This is a genomic window from Deinococcus rhizophilus, from assembly GCF_030271215.1.
Classification (GTDB): Bacteria; Deinococcota; Deinococci; order Deinococcales; family Deinococcaceae; genus Deinococcus; species Deinococcus rhizophilus.
The window spans coordinates 1-21599 of the sequence record NZ_JASNGB010000031.1; the positions used below are offsets into that span (position 1 = coordinate 1).

Here is a 21599-nt window from a genome sequence, read left to right on the forward strand (position 1 = left end):
CAGTCACAGCTCGGCAGCCTATCAGCGTTAAGTTGCCAGAACCGGTGCACCGCACTCTGGGTCATCCCGCTCGTTTGGGCCATGGTGCGGGTACTCCAGTGCGTCGCATTCTCGGGGAGCGTATCCAGGGTCAGCCGCACGACGCGCTCGACGTCGGCATCCTGAATGGTCCTGGGCGCCCCACTCTTGGGAGCATCACTCAACCCAGCCAGTCCCTCGGTGGCGAACCGTCGGCGCCAGGTTCCCACGGTGTCGTCGCTGAGCCCGACCTGCGCGGCGATCTGGCTGAGCGTTGCCGTGGGTTGATCAGCACTGAGTAGGATGATCCTGACCCGGGTCGCCAGACCCCGGGGGGTCTGGCGTCGACGCACCAGCGCGGTAAGCAACTGCCGTTCCTCGTCGGTCAGGATAGGCACGGGGGATGAGGGGCCACAGTGTATTGTCCACCTCCCACACCAGCGTACCCCTCTATCTCCCGGCATTCCTCTGAATACTCCACTAGCTTGCCGAACTTACTGAGACTGCAGCGGGCGCGCGATATGCGGGAAAGAACTCGGGGGCCAACTCACCCACGACACTCCGGTGGAGAGCCGTCAGTTCACGGTAAGCCTCTGGGGCACCTGTAAGCTGCACCCCGAAGTAGGGCCGGACACCCTCCTTATCAAACGTGCGTTTGTATCGGAAGATGCCGTCGTTACTTGTATAGCCACCACCTAAGACGTACCCCTCCCGCCCTGTCTCGCGCCCATAGGCAATGACCGCATGCTTGAGCAGGTCATTGGGCGCATCTGCGAAGAATTCCTGGCAGGTTCCCCCTAGAAAGGAGTACAGGAAGCGGTCACTCTGCATCACGAGTTCGACCGAAGCCAAGCTGCCCTCCCGCGACCGGACCTCAGCCACCACGAAGCTCCCTTTGAGATTGGCCATCGCCGCAAAGAAATCACGCCCGAAGTGGTACCACTGCTCCGCACCCCGCCGCCGCATGGTGTCCAGATAGACTCGAGTGAAGCCCTCGAGGTCACCAAATTCGGGCGAGACCTGTGCGGTCATGCCCGCACGTTCCGCTTTGTTGACATTTTTACGGACCTTATGCTCATAGTGGCGCCACTGCTCTTCGGCAGGACGCGTCACGTTCACCACCACATTCTCGCGTAGCGCCACCCGCGCGTACCCGGACAAGGCCAACTCCGGGGGCTGCTGCTCCAATGCAACGCGCAAAAACGCTGTGACCACGCGCTCCTGCTCCATCCAGGCCAGAACCGCCGGGTAAAAGTCTGCGTCCGGATCCCCATAAGGGCCGCCGTAGCCATAAGGTGAGGTCGCGTCGCGCCATCCCCCGTCCAAGTCTCGCAACACCAAGGGCAGGAGCCCACCATGACCGTGCAGCGCCACGGCCTCGCCATCCTCAGCAAACAGCGCCACATAGTCGGGGTGTGCGAACGGTTCACGCCCCGTCTTTTCCCAAACAGCCAGCCATTCGTCCCGGACGCTGAGAGTCAGCAGTCTCATCGACAGCCCTCACGATGCAGAACCATCCTCCAAGAAGTATCTATCTTCTGCCAGGGCTCAGGCAACGTCTCAGACGTGATGCAAAACGCCTGGGCAACCTCAGGAAAATGCTGCTGCAGTACTAAGAGCAGAGCTTCATTGTCCGCGTCCACTGGATGATGACACCGCAGGACTCCCGGACCAATTCTTCCAAACTTCAGCCCAGAACCGACCAGCTGGAATTCACTGAAGCCGTACCGTTCAAACATAGCGACACTCGGAAGCGGCTGCTGGAGCACAGGCACAGGGGCTTCCTGCCCTTCCAGGTGACGCAGCGGCTTAACATACCAATGCCGACAGCTCTCAGGCTTGAACCCCAGCCGCTGGTACAGCCGCTGCGCCGCTGGATTACTTTCGAAGACGTCCAGACTGACGCGTGTCAGCTCAGGGTGGCGCCCAAGAAAGTGACGGATCAATTGACTTCCTGCACCCCTTCCCCTCAAACGGGCATCCACAAAGATATTTGAGAGAAAACCCTCGTTTTTTGTGTCATCGATACGAAATTCGGCATATCCGATGCCCAGGGCGTCATCAAACACATACAGCTTGAAATTTGGAAAGAGCCCCGGGTACTTCAGGATATCTACCAGATACTTGTCAAGCCCAGGTTGGCCATAGACCATGAACTGCTGCAAGTGAAGCGGAAAGCTCCTCCTGAACACATCTCTGACCTCTACAGCGTCCCCAGGCCGCATGAAACGAATCACACTCTCACTCCTCGCTCGGCATCCAGATCGAGCATGGCTTCATTGGGCACGTCGACAACCCCTGTCCGCCCCAGCACTTTCCGGACAGTCGACCACACGATTTTGAGATCAAGCCACAGGCCCAGGTGGCGGACGTACCAGACATCCATGGCCAGGCGGTCGTCCCAGGACGCTGTGTTACGCCCATTGACCTGAGCCCATCCGGTGATGCCAGGGCGCACGTCCAGCCGCTGCGCCTCCTCTGGCGTGAAAAATGGAGTATACCGCGTAAGGAGCGGCCGCGGCCCGACCAGGCTCATGTCCCCCTTGAGGACGTTGAACAGTTCGGGCAACTCGTCAAGACTGGTTGAACGCAAGAAGCGCCCAAAGGGGGTCAGCCGCACCCGATCGGGCAACAGTTCACCGTTCGGCCCCCGCTCGTCGGTCATGCTCCGGAACTTGTACATCGTGAAGGGTTGCCCCTGCAGTCCAGGCCGAACCTGCCGGAACAAGACCGGGCTGCCCAGCCGGCGCCGCACCGCCAGGGCCAGCCCCAACATTGGCAGCCCCAGGGCCGTCAGCGCCAGGCCGGAAAGCGCCAAGTCCATGCCCCGTTTCCAGGGATGCAGCGTGCTGGCACGGCGCCAGTCCAGCAGCGTCTCGCAGTAGGCCACCCAGCCTTCCTGAACCCTGACCGGGTCAAACGCGTCTCTGACCCAGGCCTGCCCGGCCTCGCCATAGGCCTGAGCACGTCCGGGGTGTGTCAGGGCTTCCCGCAGCGCCCGCGCCAAGGCACTGTCATCCCCCACGGGGACGAGCCAGCCAGTCCGTCCATCCTGCACGGCGTCCCGCGCGCCCGTAGCGGTGGTGGTCACCACGGGCAATCCAGCTGCGGCCGCCTCCAGGGCCACGGCCGGGAATCCTTCACGGTAGGTGGGAAGTGCCAACACACTCATCAGCGGGTAATAGGGTGTCGCACTCGGCACCAGTCCAGTACGGAGAACACCGGGCAACCGTCCAAGCGTCTCCATTACTCCGGGCGGTACCGGGTCTCCCGCGTCCTCCCCTCCGATCAGCAGCAGTCGGGCCTCCGGAACCTCCAACTGCAACGCCTGATAGGCAGACACCAATTCCGGTAGGCCCTTGTCCCGGGCAAGCCGGCCCACGAAGCCCACCACCGGCGTGCCCTCCGGCAGGTCGAGCGCCTCGCGCAGAGCGCGGGTCTCCTCGGCTGTGGTCACCGGATCGGGAAGACGCACACCCCGCACGCTCCCGGCACCCAGCACCACCGTCTTGTGGGGAGCCGTCAGGCCCAGTTCATGCACCCGCGCCTGCAGGCTGGGACTCACGCAGACCACCCGGTGGGCGCAGGCCATCGCCACACGCTCAGCGGCCACAAGCACCCGGCGCTTCAGACCCGTGGCCGTCTCCAGCCGCAACCCGTGCAGGGTATAAACCCGGAGCGGGACCCCGGCGGCCACCCCCGCCAGCCCCCCCAGGAGGGCGGCTTTGGGCGTATTGACATTCAGGACGGTCGGGCGAAACTGACGCAGCGCCCGGTACAGGTGCCACACACTCCGGAGGTCAGCCCGCGGGGAGATCTCCCGCTCCATCGGCACGGGGAAGGCCTGTGCCCCCTCTTCTGCGGCACGCCCCTCAAGCTCCCCGGGAACGGTCGGTGCACTGATCAACCCCACCGTCCAGCCCCGGCCTCTCATCAGGGCGAGCTGGCCCTTGAAGAAGTCCACGCTGACCGACGACGTCACCGCGAACGCGATGCGCCGACTCAGGGGACGGCGCCAGCTCACGGGCGTCCCCCCACCTGTGCGGCCCCTCGCAGGACCCGTTCCATCACGTCCACCTGCGAGTGCAGGCTGAAGCGCTCCTCGATCACCCTTCGGGCCGCGGCCCCCATCTCGCGGCCCAGGTCGGGGCGCCGCAGGAGTTCGGCGAGCTGCGTCTCGAAGTCCACCGGATCGGCTGCCAGCAACCCGGTCACGCCGTGCCGGATCACTTCCCCGTTCGCGCCGATATCGGATCCCACACTGGGAATCCCCACGGCCCCGTACTGGATCAACTTGAAAGCGCATTTCCCCCGCACGAAGACATTGTCCTGCAGGGGCATCACCCCGACATCGAACTCCTGCAGGGCCTGAATTTCACCCTCCATCGACCAGGGAATAAAGGTCGCGCCCGCAGCCTCCACCCGTCCGCGGACATCTGGACTGGCAATCACCCGGAACTCGGCTCCATGGTCCCGGCACACGCGCAGCAGGCCAGCCAGCACCGGTTCCAGGTAATGGGTAAAGGTGGAGGCCGTCCCGATCCAGCCCACCACCGGAGGTGTTCCTGGGAGCCGCGGCGGACGAATCCCATACTGCGTGGTGTCCACCACGGTCGGCACGCACGTCACCCGCGTCTGTGGCGAAACCTGCCGCACGTAATCGCCCAGGTACTCGTTGCCAACGGTTGCAGCGACGCTGCCGCGCAGCAGCCGGTCGATCGGGTAATCGTTGAACACCGCGTCGTCCATGTCGAAGACCACGGGCACCCCGGCGCGCAGGAAGAGGCGATCAAAGTGCTCGTGCAGCAGCGGCGCACTCTGCCGGTGCACATAGATCAGGTCGTAGTCCCCGCGTACGGACCGGGCCTGGGCCACCCGCTCAGCCAGCCCGAAGGCCACCCGCGCGAGGGCCAGAGGATGGTTCTTCGCCCCGTTCATCCGCAGGGTAAAGGCACGCTCGGTCAGAAAAGGCCGGATGTCCAGTTCGATTCCCCGCTCCCGCAGCGGGTTCTGGAACGCGTACAGCCGGTACCGCGGGCTGGGTCCTGCCAGGGGGTAGGGCGAGAGGGCCAGGACACGCAGACTCATGGGCGCATTCTCCGCAACATGATGTTCGGCAGGTCCCGGTACAGCAGGGCGAATCCTTCACGCAGGGGAGGGAGTTCCTCCCGGCGGCCCGTCAGGGTCAGAAAGGCCGCGCGCGACAGCGGCTCGAGCAGCAGGGTATTGATAAAATTCAACAGATTCTCTGCCGGGCCGTAGTGCTTGCGGCCATAGAGCAGGCGGCTGCGCAGCAGGTAGAACAGCCGCCGCCCCCGCACCTGCGACGTGGTCCCCTCTCCCTCGTGGAATGCCTGGACATCCGCCAGATAGACACTCCGGAAGCCGAGCTGCCGGGCGCGGTAGGCAAAGTCCACTTCCTCGAAGTAGACGAAGAATCGCTCGTCAAAGCCCTGCAGCTGCTCAAAGAGGCCCCGGCGGGTCAGGAAAAAGGCCCCGATCACCTGATCGACCTCGCGGGTCTCGTCATGCGCCCACTCGCGCATGGCGTGCCCCCAGCGGGGCACGGCGCGGTCCAACCCGAAATTCTGCGCCAGGAACATCACAGCACGGGGAAACCGGGCCGACGACCGGGTCACCTGTCCCCGTTCATCCACCAGTTGCACTCCCACGATGCCCACGCGACTCTGTTCAGGTGCTTCCATGAATTCGACGCTCCGCACGAGGGTCAGGGCACTCACCTCGGTATCCGGATTCAGGAACAGCAGGTAGGGAGAACGGGCAAACTGGGCACCCAGATTGCACCCCCCCGCGAAGCCCCGGTTGACCCCGGAACGGATCAGGGTCACCTCAGGCGCGTCCTGGGCAATCCGGTCTGCCGAGCCGTCCGAAGACGCGTTGTCCACGACGACGACTTCCAGGGGCCAGGGAAGGTCCGGGCGGCAGTTTCGCAGGCTGGTCAGCAGCCGCAGAATCAGTTCGCCGCCGTTCCAGTTAACGACAATCAGCGTGACGATGACGTACTCCTTCTCTTCCCCAGACTGTCCGGGAAGGTGTAGTTGAATTTGATGGCCTCTCCCCTACCCGACTGCGGCTCCACCCGGAAGAGGGTCTGGCTGAGCAAGAAGGCCAGGACAAGGTACTGGAGCCAGGACGTCAGCAGGCTGAAGTAGCTGTCGGTGAACGCCTGGGTGAGCAGAGGAAACGAGAGGACCGACAGCCAGAAGAGGGGAAGTGGACGGCGGGTCCGCAGGTAAGCCATGTACACGGCCCCGTGCAGCAGCCCAAATGCGAACTGGAAAGCGATGGCACCTGCGAAGCCAAAATCCCGCAGATACTGCAAAAACATGGTGTAGACGTTGGTCGGCTCGGGGATATAGGCATAGGACTGAACCAGGGGCACCACCTGAGCCTCATAGCCCAGGGCATTGGCCACCGCGTAGAAGGTCCGGAAGACGTACCTCCCCCCTCCGTCGAGTTGCAGGTAGGGAAGCTGCACCGACAGCGCCACCGTTCCGCTCACCAGATAGCCGGTCAGCGATTCGAACAGACTGGGGAGGTTCTGCAGCAGCGAGGCGTCCCGACTGACCCCCTTGCCCAGCAGACTGGCGCCCACATAAAACACGGTCAGAAACGTGAGGACACTGACCAGCATCAGCCGCAGGCCCACCCGCCGCCGGGTCATCGCGTAGATCACCGCCACCTCAATCAGCAGGAACAGCACAATGCCGCGCCCGCTGGAAAAGACCGACATCGCCAGGGCCGCTATGAAAGCCAACCCCAGAGGGAGCAGCATCCGGCGGTCACGCGTCATGCGGAAGTAGATCAGCCCCAGGCCGACCACAGTGTTCAGCAGCGGCAGCGCGTACCCTGTCAGCTGCATCAACAGAGGTGGAGGCTCTCCCTGCACGCTCGTGAGGTACCGCAGGTTGAAGGCGAGGTCACGGGTAGGCCCCGTCAGGGCGTAGGCTGTGGCCTGCTGGGAGTAGATCAGGGCCCCCCCCGCTCCCAGCAGGGTCAGGACCACGACGGCCACCAGCTGTGGGGAGCCCAGGCGCTGGAACTGGACCGGCCTCGACCGCTGCCGCAACACGGCGGCGCCTCCCATGGCCCGGAAGGTCAGCACCCCCCCCAGGGTGAACGCCGCCACGCTCAGCCCGATCAACAGCAGCACCGGGTCACTCAGGTCCAGGAAACGGTCACCGGACAGCAGGTACAGCACCAGTGTGAAGCCCCACACCAGCACCTGCAGGGTCGCGGGATACCGCACGTCCCCCACCAGCAGGTGATTGAACAGCAGCAGCAGTCCCAGGGCCACCAGCAGGGTCACCACTTCAAGCACGGGCCACCTCCCCGTGTGGCCCGTCACGGGTGCCCAGCAGCAGCAGCAGCAGCAGCCCCGCCACCAGCACCTCGGCGGCGGAGATCCCGGCGGCATACACCGGCAGCGGCACCCGGCCCGCCATGCCAAGCACCCAGCCCACCGAGATCAGGGCATTGAGCAGAAGCAGCGCATTGGCGAGGCCGTCGCGACGCTGCGGAAAAATCCACAGCTGCAGCAGGACCGTGTTCCAGCCGATAAAGGGCATCAGCCACAGGGTCCAGACGAGCACATCGGCGGCTGGAGCATAGGTCTCGCCCAGCAGCAGGGTCACCAGCGGGTCACGCCACCAGAAGAGCAACAACGACGCCAGCAGCAACCCGGCCAGAACCGAACCGGCCAGCCCCAGGAGCTGCCGACGCCCCCGCGGGGTCGCGTGTGCTCCTGACTGCACCACCCGTGGGTACAGCGCCTGACACAGCGGCACCGTGAAGGTGGGTGCCACCTTCGCAATGCGGTCCGCCGCCAGGAGGAGCGCACTGCTCAGCGGCGAGACCGTGGCGGCCAGCAGCAGCGCCAACGCCGAAGTGTAGGAACTGCCCAGCAGCCGGAAGAGGAAGACGGCCGATCCCTCACGCAGGTCGCGCCAGACGTCTATCAACGACAATCTCGCCCTACCGGGCGGCAGTTCACGGCCCAGCCGGGCGGTGAGCAGCCCCCAGGTCAGGGCCACGCCCAGAGCCTGCGACCACATCACCGCGGCCGGATCACGCCACAGGAGCGCCGCACTGACCATCGCCAGACCCGCGGCCAGCTTGAACCCCATGTCGACGTTGGCCGCCACCCGGGCCCGGTTCTGTCCCTGGAAGTACCAGCTTGGCAGGCTCCCCTGCAGGAGGCCATACACGAGTCCCCCCAGGAGCAGCGTGGCTCCGTACCCCCCGGTCCAGCCTGCCCACCAGGCCACCACGGCGGTCAGGACGCACAGCAGGGCCAACAGTCCCTTGGTCGCGTACACCAATTCGGCGGTGCGCCGCGGCGGTTCACCCGACGCGATGCGGCGGGTGGCCGTGACCGTGTGTCCGTAATCCACGACGGTGGCGACGGCCACCCCCAGTGCCTGAGCCACCAGCAGCGAAGCCCAGTTCACCGGGCTCAAGCTCCGCGCCAGCACTGGAAAGGTCAGCAGTGGAATCAAGATGTTGCCGATCTGGAGGCCGTAGAGAGACAGCAGATCTCCCAGCAGCGGTCCACGCAGACGACGCACGGCCGCTCAGCCCATGTCCGGTGCCCACAGCGCCTCACCGAAGAGGTTCCAGGGCAAGCGGCCCTCGTTCGGATCCTCCAGGTTGAACTGGGCGTCCATGCTGTACAGCAGAGTCGCCCCCTGCGCTGCGGCTTGATACCCGTGGGCGACGCCACTGGGAATGTGCACCAGCGTGGGCTGTTCGCCGCTCAGCACCAGCTTGCGGCGAACGCCCAGGGTGGGGCTGCCGGCCCGGCAGTCCACCAGCCATACCGTAAGCTGCCCCTCGATCACACACCAGATCTCGTTCTGCTCTGCCTTGACGTGAATGTGAAAGGCATTGGTGCGGCCCGGGGCAGCCCAGGACACGCTGATCTGGCGGGGCACCAGGGCGCCGGGCAGGGCCTGCACTCCTTCTTCTCCGAGCCGGAGATACTCCATAAAGGCCCCGTTCTCGCTGCGGTTCTTGCGCAGAGGATGCGTCCAGACCCCCTCGATCAGAGGCGCCGGAGGGTAACTCTCGAAGGTCAGCGCGGTGGCATAGTCGTGAGCGAGTTCGATCTTCATCGGGGGGGATGACCTTCCTGACTGATTTTGAGGAGGTACTGACCGTACCGGTTTTTGGACAGGCGGCTGGCTTGCTCGCGCAGGGCGTCGGTGGTGATCCACCCGCTGCGCCAGGCAATTTCCTCCGGCGAGGCCACCTTGAGCCCCTGACGGTGCTCGATGGTCTGAATAAAGAGGCTGGCCTCCAGCATGCTCTCGTGGGTTCCCGTATCCAGCCACGCGAAGCCCCGGCGCATCACCTGCACGTCCAGCAGTCCCTCGGCCAGGTAGGCATTATTCACGTCCGTGATTTCCAGCTCCCCCCGTGGGGAAGGCCGCAGGCTCCGGACAATCTCCACCACCTGGCGGTCGTAGTAGTACAGTCCGGTCACGGCAAAGTCGGACTTGGGCACCGCGGGCTTCTCCTCGATCGACAGCGCCCGGCCCTGTGCATCGAACTCCACGACCCCGTACCGCTCCGGGTCACTGACCTGGTAGGCGAAGACCGTTGCCCCCTCAGGGCGCCCGTGCGCAGCCTGCATCAGATCGGAAAGGTCGTTGCCGTAGAAGATGTTGTCCCCCAGGATCAGGGTGCTGCCCTCCCCGGCCAGAAAGTCCTCTCCGATCAAAAAGGCCTGCGCGAGGCCCCCGGGCTGGGGCTGCACCGCGTAGTCCAGCCGCACCCCCCACTGTGACCCGTCTCCGAGCAACTGCCGGAAACGCGGCGTGTCCTCCGGAGTGGAAATCACCAGGATGTCGCGAAGACCGCCGAGCATCAGCGTGCTGAGTGGGTAATAGACCATCGGCTTGTCATAGACCGGCAACAGCTGCTTGGAGACGGCCAACGTGGCCGGATACAACCGGGTGCCGCTTCCCCCGGCGAGGATGATGCCCTTACGAGATGGCTGCGGCCCAGTCACCTTTGCTCCTGATCGGCAAGCCGCTCGGCGTACTGCCGGGCATAGTACTCCCGGAATTCACCGCTGCGGATCGGCTCCCACCACCCACGGTGCTCGGCGTACCAGCGCGCGGCCTCGGCCACAGCCTGTCTGGGGTCATACCGTGGTTCCCAGCCCAGCGCCCTGAGCTTGTGCACGTTCATGGAATACCGGCGGTCGTGCCCCGGGCGGTCGGTCACGTGGCGGACGAGGTCATGGCCCTTTCCCAGGGTGTCCAGCACGATGCCCACCATCTCCAGGTTGGTCATCTCACGCCCGGTCCCAACGTTGTAGACCTCCCCGATTTCGCCCCTCAGCAGCACGGTCTCGATCCCGGTGCAGTGGTCAAAGACATGCGCGTAGTCGCGCATCTGCCGTCCGTCCCCGTACACCGGCAAGGGCTCACCCAGGATGGCGTTGGTGGAGAACAGTGGCACGGCCTTTTCGGGGTACTGGTACGGACCCACATTGTTGGCTCCCCGCGTAATGGTCACGGGCAGCCCATAGGTGATGTGGTAGGCCTGGACCAGCTGATCTGCGGCCGCCTTGCTTGCGGCGTAGGGGCTGCGGGGTGCCAGCGGGTCTGTTTCGATGCTCTGATGCCTATCAGGAATGTGCCCATACACCTCATCGGTGCTGATGTGATGCAGCCGGATACCCAACTCACGGGCGACTTCCAGCAGCACGTGGGTGCCACGCACGTTGGTATCCGTGAAGACCAGGGGCCCCAGGATGCTCTGGTCGACATGCGTCTCGGCTGCGAAGTTGACGATCAGGTCGGTCCCGTGCTCCTGACAGCTGCGCCGGACGGTCTCCAGATCTGCGATATCGGCCTGGACCAGCCGCAGCCTTGGATCGCCCCACAGCTCCTGCAGGTTCTCCCGGCGACCCGCGTAGGTCAACTTGTCGTAGACCACCACGTGGTCCCCAGGATGATGTTCCAGCCAGTAACGTACGAAGTTGCTGCCGATAAAGCCGCATCCTCCGGTGATCAGCAGATTCATGCTTTTGCCCCTTCCCGCGGCGCGTACGAATAGGAGTAGCCGTAGCTCTGCCCCTCGCGGGCGTCCGATTTGTTGATCACGAAGCCGAGAATATTCAGCCCCGCCCGCTCTGCACGGCGCATGGCTGCCCGTACGGACTGAACGTTGGTGCGGCCATACTCGGTGACCATCAGCACGGCGTCCGCGTGCACACCGAGGACCAGGCCGTCCGCCAGGGCCAGCAGCGGCGCACTATCAACCAGCACCACGTCGTAATGCTGACGCCACAGGCTCAGGGCGGCCGGGATGTCTGCCTGGTTGAAGACCGCGAGGCTGTCTTGCACCCCCGGGCCTGCCGGGAGCATGTCGACTCCCTCTTCGACCCGCAGCACCTGAACATTCTGCGGATTGTGCAAGGCCTCGCGGGTCGTCCGGGCCCCGCCGTTCCCGGTCAGCTGATACCACTGTCCACCTTCGTCGTACTTCTTCCAGACAGCCGCCTGGGTGCCGCGCCGCAAATCGGCATCCACGATCAGCACCCGCTGTCCACTGGACGCAAACCCGTCGGCCAGGGTGGCGGTGAGGCTGCTTTTTCCCTCTCCTGGTGCTGTGGAGCTGATCATCACCACGGGATGGGCTCGGCTGGCCAGGTGGGTCATCAGGTTGACCCGCAGGAATCCGATCGACTCGTACAGCCCGGCCTGACGCGCGGCGCGCACGATGCCGGAGAAGACCACGTCACGCTGCCTCAACCGGGGAATCACGGCCAGGGTCGGAACGCCGAGCGCCAGGAGATCATCCTCCGTACGGATGGTACGGTCGGTCACCGTCAGCAGGATCACCAGGGCCGTTGCCAGCATCAACCCCAGGAGGCCAGCCAGAACCGCATTCCGAACCGGACGCGGGGCGGTCGGGCCCAGCGGTTCGACTGCCGTCGCGAGTGGACTGAGGATCCCGGCAATCGAATCTTCAAGCAGCCTCACCTGGGTGAGATTGCTGTCGATGTTGGCACGCCGGGTGATCAGGGTCTGGCGTTCCAGCGCCGACAAGTCCCCCGCCCGCAACTCCCGGTCCACCTGTGCGAGCTGGGCCCGGTAGCCCGCCTGCGCCCGCCGGACGTTCTCCAGGGCGCGGCCACGGTCCCATTCCAGCAGGGAAGTGGCCGTCAGGTTGGCCAGTTCCTGGGCGGCCCGCGCCGTCCGGGCCCGGGCCCGCAGGGTGTAGATGCCGTTGCCATTCAGGTCCAGCCGTGACACCAGGACGAGGGTCTCCAGACGTTGACGACGCAGCTCGTCACTGAGATCAGTAACGAGCCGCGCTTTTTCCTCCGCCGGAATCTGGTCGGATGCCTGAATTTCCTGCAGCAAAGGTGCAATGACCTGGGTGCTTTGCAGGGCCTGGGCCATCGCCCCCTCGGGCAATGGTGGTGCCTTGACCACAGCGCCCCCCAGGGTGGAATCCTGTACCTGAGTATTGGCGGCGATCAGGCTGGCGGTCGCGTCGTACACCGGAGGCTGCGCCCTCGACCATAAGAAGGTAGCCAGCGCAATGAGCAGCGCTGCCGAGAGGATCCAGAGCCACCTGCGCCGTAATCCATTCCATAAGACTGTGAAATCCAGTCCCGCTTCTGAGCGTTCATTCATGTGCCAGACCTCTGTCGACGTGACGGTCTCCTCTCCCGAGCCGGGACAGGCTGCCAGCGTCGTTCCCGGCAAAGCATAGCTCACCAGCGGCTCACAGACGTCGTGCGGGCCGTAGAATATGCCGATTTTTCAGTTTGCGCCGGCCCAAAGAGAATGGTGCCCCCGCTGGGGGCACCATCACTTACTGAGGAGAGTTTAGCGGCCAATCACCGTGGTGGGCTCGCTGCTGAAGGGGCGCAGCGTCCGGCCACTGTTGGCACCCTGGTTGGCCCAGCGCACGTTGGTGTAGTACGTGCCGGCAGCCGTAGTAGCGTCGGCGCCCGCCTGGAACTGGACGTACAGCACCGAACCGGGGACGAAGACCACGTCGTCGTCGAAGTCGACGTTCAGGAGTCCGCGGCCAGTCAGAACGGTGGTGTAACGGCCCGGGTCGATGGCCGTGCTGTTCGCGGGGTTGAAGATGACCGCGCCAGACGCGTCGCGAGCCGGGGTGGGATCATAACGCACGGTGACGTTGTTGAAGTTGAAGTTGCCGGCAGTTTCCTGCGTCGCCTCGCCGGTCCCGATGTAGAAGGTGATCGAGTTGTTCGTGGCGCCCTCGTTCGAGCCCTGCTCGACGTGGAAGCTGCCGGTGTAGACCGTGCCGTTGCCGCCTGCCTGGAGGGGGTCGAAGCTGTCAACGAGTTGGATCTGCTCGGAGACGAAGTTCTCCACGCCCACGCAGTCGGTGGCCTGGCCGTTGCCGCCGTTGGTGCTGGTGAAGCTGGCGACGTTGCAGTACTGCCCAGCAGGCGCACCCGCGGGGATGGTGCTGGTGATGCGCAGTTCCAGCGTCTGGCCAGCGGCCAGCGTCAGGTTCGCCGGGAGCACATTGACCGTGTTGCCGGTGGCGGCGACCGAACCGGGCTGGGTGGTGCCGGTGATGGTGTAGGTGCCGCTCTGGAACTGAGCGTAGTTGTTGGTGGTGCCCAGGCGGCCCAAGATGTCCTGAATGTTGACGTTGCTGGCGACACCGCTGCCGGTGTTGCTCACGCGAATCACGCTCAGGTAGTTGCTGCCGGGGAAGAGGTTCTGGGGATCCTCGACGGTGCCCGCCGCGTTGTAGTTCTGCTTGGTGATGGCCAGACGGGGGCTGGTCACGGTGAAGCAGACCTCGCCGGAGCCACCCTGGAAGGTGCCGCCGTTGTTGTAGGTGCCGCTGATCAGGCCCTGGTCACAGTAGGTGCCGTCCGCGTTCGCCGAGGCGGCGAACTGGAAGAAGCGCTCCTGGCCGGGAGCCAGTGTGAAGGGGGCAGTGGTGAAGCCGTCATCACCCTGGGCGGTCGTTCCCGTCGCCGGCTGCGTGATGCGGTAGGCTGCCGCGCTGCCCTGCGTCAGCTGGTCGGTGACCACGACATTGGTGGCCGTTGCCGTGCCGCTGTTGCTGACCGTGATCCGGGCGAACACTTCCTGGTTCGGGCCGACCTGACGGTTGCCGGAGATGGGGTTGCCCTGAGCGTCGACCAGGCTCTTGACAATGTTCAGCTGGGGCGCCGTCACGGTGATGCACGCGTCGTCCATCAGGCCGTTGGGCGTCACCAGGCCGAACTGGCCATTGGTGAACTGCCGGATGGTCGCCATGTCGCAGTACACGCCGGTCGCGCTGGCGCGGGCCGGGAACTCGAAGACGCGGCTCTCGCCAGCAGCGAGGTCGAAGGTGGCGTCGAAGCCGTCGTTGGCCTGGGCCGCAGTGCCGCCCGTAGGCAGGCCAATGCTGTAGGCGGCAGCGCCCGCACCCGTCAGGCGGTCCTCGAGGCGAACGCCCGTCGCCGGGCCGCTGCCGGTGTTGCGAACGGTCACGCGAATGGTGGCGTCCTCGTTCAGGCCGAGCGAGCCATCGTTGTTGGCGCCATCGGCGTCAATGACCGTCTTCTCGATCTCGAGGTTGGCGGTCGGGGCGAAGAACTTGGCCAGCGTGGTCTTGTCGATCTCGGTTTCACCGATCATCGCCACAGCGGTGATCTGGGTGCTGGCGCGGTCGCCAGGCTGCTGGCTGGGGAGCCACACAGCGGCCCAGGTAAAGCCGTCGACGTTGGGGCTGTTGACGCCCGTCACGTTGTACTGAGGAAAGTTCCGGCTGTTGGGGAACGCGGCGTTGCGCATGTCGGCGTCGTTCGTGTAGGTGAACGCGCTGGTGGCGTTGTCATTCACGTCCAGCGGCTTGGCCGCGCCGGTGGGCGCACCGCCATCGTCCGCCGTGGCAAAGCGCACGTCGGTTTCCTCGGGGCGGTAGATGTCCCAGCGAACCTGGGCGCCGACAACCGGGTAGACGTTGCCGTCGGAAGCGCGGTAGCCCACGTAGCCGGCCATGACGTTCTGGCTGGCGATGGGGGCCACTTCGGTCCGCTCATCCACCGTCTGCGCGGGAGTCAGGTCGGTGAAGGCGAAGTTCTGACCCGCAGCGATACGCTCCGCGGGAATCGCGGTGTTCGCCTCGTTCTCGAGCCAGGCGTAGAACACAAAGCGGTTCCCAGCGTTGTCGATGTCAGCCTGGGTCAGAGCAACCTGGGTCCCGTCAGCACGGACGTAGTACGCACTGGTGGGAGCAGCGAGGGGCTGGACAGCACCGGGGGTCTTGGTGACCGTGCCGGGCTTGGGAGCAGGGGTGTTGCCGGTGCCGGTGCCGGTGCCGGGACCGGGCTGGACGGGGGTGTTACCACCGCAGGAGGCAAGGAACAACACGCTGGAGAGAGCAAGTAAACCGAGCTTTGAATTCATGAAGCCTCCGGTGCTCAGTGTCACTGACACTGGCGTAGATCCTGAAAACGAGACCACCAACTGTGGAAATTCGCATATAGAGCAAAGTGATTCCACACGCCAGTAAGATCAAGCGGACAGACGCACTCTAGTGCCCTCTCATCTTTTTCGTCAGTACATCTCACGTCTGATTCTTTAATACAACTTTTACTCTTGAATGACCCCTCCCATCTTTATGAAACTGACCCGAATCTGACCGCGCTGTGCTGTGCGTGGTTCATGACCTAAACAGGTTGGTGGTATCCTTCACGTCTTGGGGGCTTAGGACTTGTAATGCGGGTTCTCAAGCGCTATTATATTCTGTTTATACATAGACAGAAGTGATAGCCAGGACTGTACGGCAGCGGGGAAAAGTGAGGATCTTGGTCTGCACCTCAGTCCCGGACACCTCGGAGTAACCTGGGACTGGGACGTTCAGGAATGACGAGAGCAACATTCGGGGTCGTGGCGACCCCAGCATGCCGCTCTTCCTGACGTTCCCACCTTGGCTGAACAGCTGAACATGCGCCTGCCCCACCTGGGGAGCGGCACAGTGCAACGTGTCGCGGATGTGGTCATGGGCTCAGTACCTGACAGTCCCTGACAGGTTGAGGGAAATGGCGTCCAGGACGCAAAAGGGAACAGCAAAGGGCGGCAAAAGGGGGTGTGATCCGTCCCAGTGCCGCCCGCTCGCATGTTGACACGCTCGCCGAGTGCCTGAAAGAGCGTCTCGCTCATCACCGCCGCGAGGCCGAAGTTCTGTTCGGGATTCTTCAGGCCGAGTCCACCCTCCACCGGAAGAGTGCGCTCCAAAGCGCTTCTCGTTGTGGATGGAGTCTGTGGCGGCTCGGTAGCGGCGCCTAGGGCGGCACAACAAGCGGCGTTCAGGACTCGCTTGTGGTTCGCCGGACGGCCTCGTCTGGCCAACTCGCGAGTCACGCGCCGATATCCGTAGCCGACGAACTCCTGCACCACCGCCTCAATATCGCCCACCAGTGCCTGGTCGGCATCCGGTTCTTCCTGACCCTGCTGCTCGTAGAACCACGAGCGGCTGACCCTATGCCGCTCACACAAGCGACGTACCGACACCTCAGGATGCGCGCTCTGCGCATCCTGAATCATTTGGTGCCGATTTTCGAGCGGTACGTCACCAAGGACTTGTTCAGGATCGTGTTCTCCAGCGACAACTGTCCGCAGAACCGCTCCAGCTCGGCAATCCGCTGTTCCAGCGACTGGTCGGGTCTGGCCTGATCAGTGAAGGCCGCTTCCCCTCGGGCCTCGACCTCCTTGCGCCAGCGATGAATCAGGCTGGGCGAGAGGTGGTGTTCGCGACTGAGCTGCGCGGTGGTCTTCTGGCCGCGTTCGACCTGGTTAACGATGTCCAGCTTGAACTCGCGGCTGTGGGTACGTCCGGGCATAGAGGCTCCTTCGCCCCCGTCAGCCTACGGGCTGACGGGGGCGAAGTGCCTTGCTTACTGGTCCGCTCCTGGGGGGTCAGTCCACGCCGTGTGGCCCGCTGCTTGCACAATCCTCAACAGCAAGGTGAAGACGTGTTGCGAGTGATCCTCCCGCTCCTTCCCCCGGGAAGTTGTTCGCGTTGGACCGAACCAACTGGTAGCACGGCCAAGCTGAATTCAACCTCTTGGTGCTGGGCGTGGTCGTCAGGGAGGCCCTGAGACATACCTGTGGCGTTTGCTGAGACATACCTGTGGCGTTTGCGTGTTTTGCCTGAGACATACCTGTGGCGTTTGGAGCCTTTCCCCTGAGACATACCTGTGGCGTTTGCGCTCAATCCCACAGGTATGTCTCAGGAGCCTCCTGAGACACACCTGTGGCGTTTGCTGAGACACACCTGTGGCGTTTTTTTTACGGACTGAGACATACCTGTGGCATAAATGCCTCCTGCCTGAGACACACCTGTGGCGTTTGCTGAGACACACCTGTGGTGAAATCTCCAGAAACGCCGTCTGGAACGCCATGTATAGGAGCGCTTTGGTGGTGTTTTTTCACCAATATGTTTACAAGATCTTTTCCAGAAAGAACTAGAATCCAACACCAGGGACCATGGACGAGACCAAGCGGGCAGGCTTCGACGACCTCAACTGGGGTCGGCTGAACCTGGTCTCAGCCCAGGATCAGGTGGTCCAGCAGCACAGCTGGCGGGTGACCTATCAGCACGGGGACCGGGTGGTGAAGGTGGCCTGCCGGGCACTGCCCGACTATGGGGTACCGCATGGAGTCGACAACGACGTGAGCAGCGCACTGCTGGACCACTACATGAGTATCGGCCTCCCCGAGGACGGCGAGATGATCATGGCCGTGTCCGAGCTGATGCAGCTGGCCAATTTCCACCGCAGTGGCAAATACCGCGAGATGCTCGCCACCAGCCTCGACCGCCTGCACACCAGCTCCTACGAGATCAGTGGGGGCTGGCGGGATCACCCCAACCGCCGCTGGACCACTGCCAAGTTCCACTTCATCGAGCTGCTGGAGTACACCCACCAGGGTGAGTCGGGGCGTTTCGACGAACGCACTATGTTGCGCTTGCGTCTCGCTGAACCGCTCGTCGCGTCCCTGCGCAGCGGCTACACCAAGCCGCTGAATCTCGAATTCATGCACTCACTCTCGCGGCCCCGCACCCGCATCATCTTCCGGCTGCTCGACGCCATGCGCTACAACCCTGAAGACCCGGACGAGCTGATTGACGAGTACGAGGTGGGCCTGATCGAGTGGGCCGACCAGTGCAAGCTGCCCAACACCCGGCCGGACGTCATTCGGCGCGCCCTGGAAGGGCCGCATGAGGAACTCCTGCGCCGGGGCTACCTCCAGGAGGTTCTGCTCAGTGGCCGGGGACGGCAGCAACGCCTGCGGTACGTGTTCGCGCCCGAGTTCACCCCCGTCAGCCCCGCCCTGCTGCACCGCCTGCGCCTCCATGGGGTCGCGGATGGGGTGTCCCGCCAACTCGCCCGCCAGTACCGCACGTCGGTGCTGATGGGCCGCATCGACCTGTTCGAGCGCTTGCTGAAATCTGGCAAGCTCACCCTGCGCAAGACGGCCGCGCACGCCCTGGTGCACCTGATCAAGCATCCTGACCAGTATGTGGAAGAGGAGCGGGCCGGTCAGCGCCTCGCCTTGCCGGCCCGGCCTACGCCCGCGGACGTCCACGAGGTGGGTCCAGCGCCTGACCTGACCGCGCAGCTGGCTGAGCTCAATGACGAACAGCGGGCCAGCTTCGCCGTCAAGCGAATTTCGCTGCTGTACCACCGCAAGTTCACGCCCATGGAACTTGACACCCTCCGGTACCGCCTCCTCCAGGGCGAGGTGGAGGCGGGGGTCCTCCTTGATGACGCGTACCGACGCCTAGCCTCGTTGGAGGCCCAAGGCTTTGTCGATGACCTCAAGGCGGCCCTGCGCTCTGGATGAAGGCAGTGAGCCGTACGCATGGCCCATGCTGGCCACAGCAAGGCCGTCAAGCCCCTGGCAAAGCCTGAGACGCCCTCAAGGACAGGCGGCAGGTTTCAGGGCCCTTCCTGGGCTTTCTGTGGGTTTCCTCAAGGATGCTCGGGCCGGCGGCAGGGGCGGGCGGTTCCCATGGGATCAGGCCCTGGCCTGCTCTACACCACACGCGGGGGCTTCAAAGGCCAGCGCCTGGGGCTGGCACGGCGAAGTCTTCAGGCCTGTCCAGTGGCGAGGAGTGCCCCGTGCAGGTCAGCCCTCGCCAACGGCAGCAGATTGACCCACGGTGGCCTGGCCCCGTTCTCCCGGCAGGTACGCCCACAAGCGGTGCCGCTCTACGAAGCTCTGGGTTTCTCTTCCCGGGACGACTTCGCGGAGCCTGGGCTCCTCTGGCAGTCCCGTGCTGGCGGTGAAGGGGGGGTTCAGGGCCTTGTGGGGAGGACGTCCGGGAACAAGAGGCGTTCCACCAGCAGGTTCCCGGATTCTGCAGCTGCCGGGCCAGGTGGATCCGCTGCGGCTTGCATCCCCGTCGGCAACTGGTAGGGATCGGCCGCGGCACGGTTGACCTGGTACCCCAGGTCTTCGAGGGCGGCCAGGGTCATCACCGAGAGGGCCCTCTTGCTGCGGCTGAGAGACGGGCCCATGACCTCACCCGCCACCTGGGCTTCATGCCAGTGGGTGCAGCGGTTGCGGCCGCCCGTCTCTGCGAGCGGAACCCCGGGGTGGCCGCCTCCCAGGGCCCGGTAGGCCTGAACCGCCTGGGCCCCGATATAGGCCACCGGTCCCGTGGTCTGGCTGCAGTTGGGGGGGTCGAGCAGGGTAGGCCACTGCGTGCCGTACCCCTCCCAGAGGGTGCCCAGGCCCAGGACGTGGCCGAGCTCGTGGGTGACCAGGTTACTGAGCAGCTGCGGCGCTTCCTCGAGGTGATCCATGCTGGACAGGGAGAGGCGCATTTCACCCGTCGCGGGCAACCACTTCCCTCCAGGCACCTCCCGCATCGCGAGGGGTCCGGCATAGCCCGCCATCACCGGGGTCATCGGCTCGACGTACACACTCACCAACACGTCGTCCACCACAACCTCCTGGTCCCCGATCAGGACCCGTGAAGAGGGCAGACCCTGGGTGATCACGCTTTCCCAGCGGCGCGCCGCCTGTTCCACGGTGGCCTGGTACTCCGCGCTGGGCGGTGGAGTCATCCACCTCAGGGTGAGGTTGAAGGGATCCCCACCGGGGCTCTGGGCGTGGACCTTCGTGCTCGCGCTCAGGCCTCCCAGGGTCAGGGTCAGTTCCCCGGGAGTGGTGCCGCTGCGCACCAGCACGCTGGGGCGCGCGTCCTGATGCTGTCCGGACCAGCCGCTTGAACTGAGCGTGGCTCCACCCTGGGCGCGCCAGGTCGCTCCCAGCGCCGAGGCATCGGGAAGGCACGGCTGGGCCTGAAACTGCAGGTCGGCCATCAGCCACAGCTGCTCCCCGGCATTGATGCGGACCTCGGCCGGCAGCGAGACCCGGGTCAGCTGGCAGCGGTCCAGGCTTTGAGACGCGTTGGGCGTCACGTTGACCTGGAGGGCATGACGCTGGGTTTGCACATTGCCTGCGGCGTCCCTGGCCTGCAGGTCCAGGGTATGGGGTCCATTGTCGGCCGGCTGATAGCTGATGGTACCGCTGAGGGTTGGCCCAGCGTGCTGCTGCACCAGGCGCCCATTGTCGTGCAGTTCCAGGTGGGTGACGGCCACATTGTCCCGGGCCGTCACCGAATAAGTCAGTTTTTGAGGACTGGCGCCTGTGACCTCCGTTCGGCTGATGCTCAGCGTAGCCTCTGGGCGCTCGCGGTCGGCGGCTGGAAGGGGCGGGGCCGGGGCACGCGCGACTGGCTTCTCCGCGCAGCCCATCAGGAGGGCGCCGACGAGCACGAAACCGAGAAGCGGGAGGGAAGGAACTGGACGGTATGGGCGCTGATCCTGGTTCATGCCACAACCTCTGGAGGTACGTGTCTCTGGGGGAACCACCGGCAGCCGCACGGTAGGCACCGACAGGCAGGTCATCACGTGGGGTTCGATTGACGTCAGGTCATGGTTCAGGTCCCCTCCCCAGTGGAGTCCTAGGGGTCTTGCTGTCCCGTCCGCGTGGAGGGTTACTCCCTCACTTTTTGATGAGTCTTCACCATGAGCCGGATAAGTGTCCAGCCGAGTCCCTGGGGTCTTGGGGAGTCTGACCCCTCCCCTGCCGAGCCCAAGGACAACCCGCGTCTGATTCTCCTCGTCCCAGAGGGCAACTAGCGCAAATTGCCCCAAACTTCTGTATGAAATTTAACATGATTTCATAATTCTTAACATGAGGGGTGGGTTTGAAGTTACTCTGATGTTAGAAATCCCACATTCGTGAGCGGGGGTGGTGCCCTGGAGTGACTGGCGATGCGTGGCGTGCGTTCCTCTGAGAGAGAAGTGGTGTTCGGTCCCTGCCTTGTCTTGTTGGTGTAGGGGCGTGTGACCTCAGATCAGAACTACAGGAAGCGGTAACCCGAACACGGGTTTTCGCAGCGGCCTCTGGTGTGTCTGCACGCTGGGATGGCCGTCAAGGGAGACAGCATATGACGGGATTCAAGTATTTCGCCTTGGCTCTGACTGGTGCCTTGACTGACATCTTGCAGTTTAGGTCGAGAGGGCGAGAAGTGCG

General features: G+C 64.3%; 16 protein-coding genes and 1 pseudogene. 1 reads left to right on the top strand and 16 read right to left on the bottom strand.

Annotated elements, in window-relative coordinates; all coding sequences use genetic code 11:
- The 15 genes and pseudogenes from QOL99_RS05475 to QOL99_RS05545 form a co-directional block, all read right to left on the bottom strand.
- Positions 1-416, bottom strand: a 416-nt coding sequence (locus tag QOL99_RS05475) for a helix-turn-helix domain-containing protein (protein ID WP_285522116.1), incomplete at its 3' end; no start/stop codon positions are given.
- An 82-nt stretch (positions 417-498) separates the two neighbouring features.
- Entirely contained in the window at positions 499-1509 is a 1011-nt protein-coding gene (locus QOL99_RS05480; protein WP_285522117.1) for a GNAT family N-acetyltransferase, read from the bottom strand.
- The gene (locus tag QOL99_RS05485; protein WP_285522118.1) at positions 1506-2255 is read right to left on the bottom strand and encodes a GNAT family N-acetyltransferase; all 750 of its coding nucleotides are present in this window, start codon (positions 2253-2255) and stop codon (positions 1506-1508) included. Before QOL99_RS05485 ends, QOL99_RS05480 begins: the two co-directional genes overlap by 4 nt.
- Positions 2252-3952, bottom strand: a complete 1701-nt coding sequence (locus QOL99_RS05490) for a sugar transferase (RefSeq protein WP_285522130.1) — start codon at positions 3950-3952, stop codon at positions 2252-2254. The genes QOL99_RS05485 and QOL99_RS05490 overlap by 4 nt, the downstream gene beginning before the upstream one ends.
- 86 nt (positions 3953-4038) lie before the next feature.
- Entirely contained in the window at positions 4039-5106 is a 1068-nt protein-coding gene (locus QOL99_RS05495; protein ID WP_285522119.1) for a glycosyltransferase family 4 protein, read from the bottom strand.
- Positions 5103-6083 carry a glycosyltransferase family 2 protein gene (locus QOL99_RS05500; RefSeq protein WP_326522573.1) on the bottom strand — a complete coding sequence of 327 codons (981 nt, stop codon included), beginning with the start codon at positions 6081-6083 and terminating at the stop codon, positions 5103-5105. The genes QOL99_RS05495 and QOL99_RS05500 overlap by 4 nt, the downstream gene beginning before the upstream one ends.
- A complete protein-coding gene (locus tag QOL99_RS05505) occupies positions 6023-7360 on the bottom strand; it encodes an O-antigen polymerase (RefSeq protein WP_285522120.1) in 1338 nt (445 codons plus the stop codon). The genes QOL99_RS05500 and QOL99_RS05505 overlap by 61 nt, the downstream gene beginning before the upstream one ends.
- Complete coding sequence (locus QOL99_RS05510) at positions 7353-8606, bottom strand: lipopolysaccharide biosynthesis protein (protein WP_285522121.1); 1254 nt, start codon at positions 8604-8606, stop codon at positions 7353-7355. The genes QOL99_RS05505 and QOL99_RS05510 overlap by 8 nt, the downstream gene beginning before the upstream one ends.
- A gap of 6 nt (positions 8607-8612) precedes the next feature.
- Complete coding sequence (locus QOL99_RS05515; RefSeq protein ID WP_285522122.1) at positions 8613-9152, bottom strand: dTDP-4-dehydrorhamnose 3,5-epimerase family protein; 540 nt, start codon at positions 9150-9152, stop codon at positions 8613-8615.
- The gene (rfbA, locus tag QOL99_RS05520; RefSeq protein ID WP_285522123.1) at positions 9149-10051 is read right to left on the bottom strand and encodes a glucose-1-phosphate thymidylyltransferase RfbA; all 903 of its coding nucleotides are present in this window, start codon (positions 10049-10051) and stop codon (positions 9149-9151) included. Before rfbA ends, QOL99_RS05515 begins: the two co-directional genes overlap by 4 nt.
- Complete coding sequence (gene rfbB, locus QOL99_RS05525; RefSeq protein ID WP_285522124.1) at positions 10048-11073, bottom strand: dTDP-glucose 4,6-dehydratase; 1026 nt, start codon at positions 11071-11073, stop codon at positions 10048-10050. The genes rfbA and rfbB overlap by 4 nt, the downstream gene beginning before the upstream one ends.
- Positions 11070-12695 carry a polysaccharide biosynthesis tyrosine autokinase gene (locus QOL99_RS05530; RefSeq protein ID WP_285522132.1) on the bottom strand — a complete coding sequence of 542 codons (1626 nt, stop codon included), beginning with the start codon at positions 12693-12695 and terminating at the stop codon, positions 11070-11072. The genes rfbB and QOL99_RS05530 overlap by 4 nt, the downstream gene beginning before the upstream one ends.
- A gap of 195 nt (positions 12696-12890) precedes the next feature.
- On the bottom strand, positions 12891-15452 hold the full coding sequence (locus QOL99_RS05535) for a hypothetical protein (RefSeq protein ID WP_285522125.1): 2562 nt from the start codon (positions 15450-15452) through the stop codon (positions 12891-12893).
- 918 nt (positions 15453-16370) lie between these two features.
- Positions 16371-16592, bottom strand: a pseudogene (locus QOL99_RS17945) (hypothetical protein); the annotation flags it as partial.
- Positions 16589-16888 carry a transposase gene (locus QOL99_RS05545; protein ID WP_285522127.1) on the bottom strand — a complete coding sequence of 100 codons (300 nt, stop codon included), beginning with the start codon at positions 16886-16888 and terminating at the stop codon, positions 16589-16591. The gene QOL99_RS05545 and the pseudogene QOL99_RS17945, both read right to left, overlap by 4 nt.
- Before the next feature lie 646 nt (positions 16889-17534).
- Here QOL99_RS05545 and QOL99_RS05550 point away from each other — a divergent pair.
- The gene (locus QOL99_RS05550; RefSeq protein ID WP_285522128.1) at positions 17535-18893 is read left to right on the top strand and encodes a replication initiator protein A; all 1359 of its coding nucleotides are present in this window, start codon (positions 17535-17537) and stop codon (positions 18891-18893) included.
- A 455-nt stretch (positions 18894-19348) separates the two neighbouring features.
- Here the strand turns inward: QOL99_RS05550 and QOL99_RS05555 are convergent, their stop codons facing one another.
- On the bottom strand, positions 19349-20677 hold the full coding sequence (locus QOL99_RS05555; RefSeq protein ID WP_285522129.1) for a hypothetical protein: 1329 nt from the start codon (positions 20675-20677) through the stop codon (positions 19349-19351).
- Positions 20678-21599: the final 922 nt, after the last annotated feature.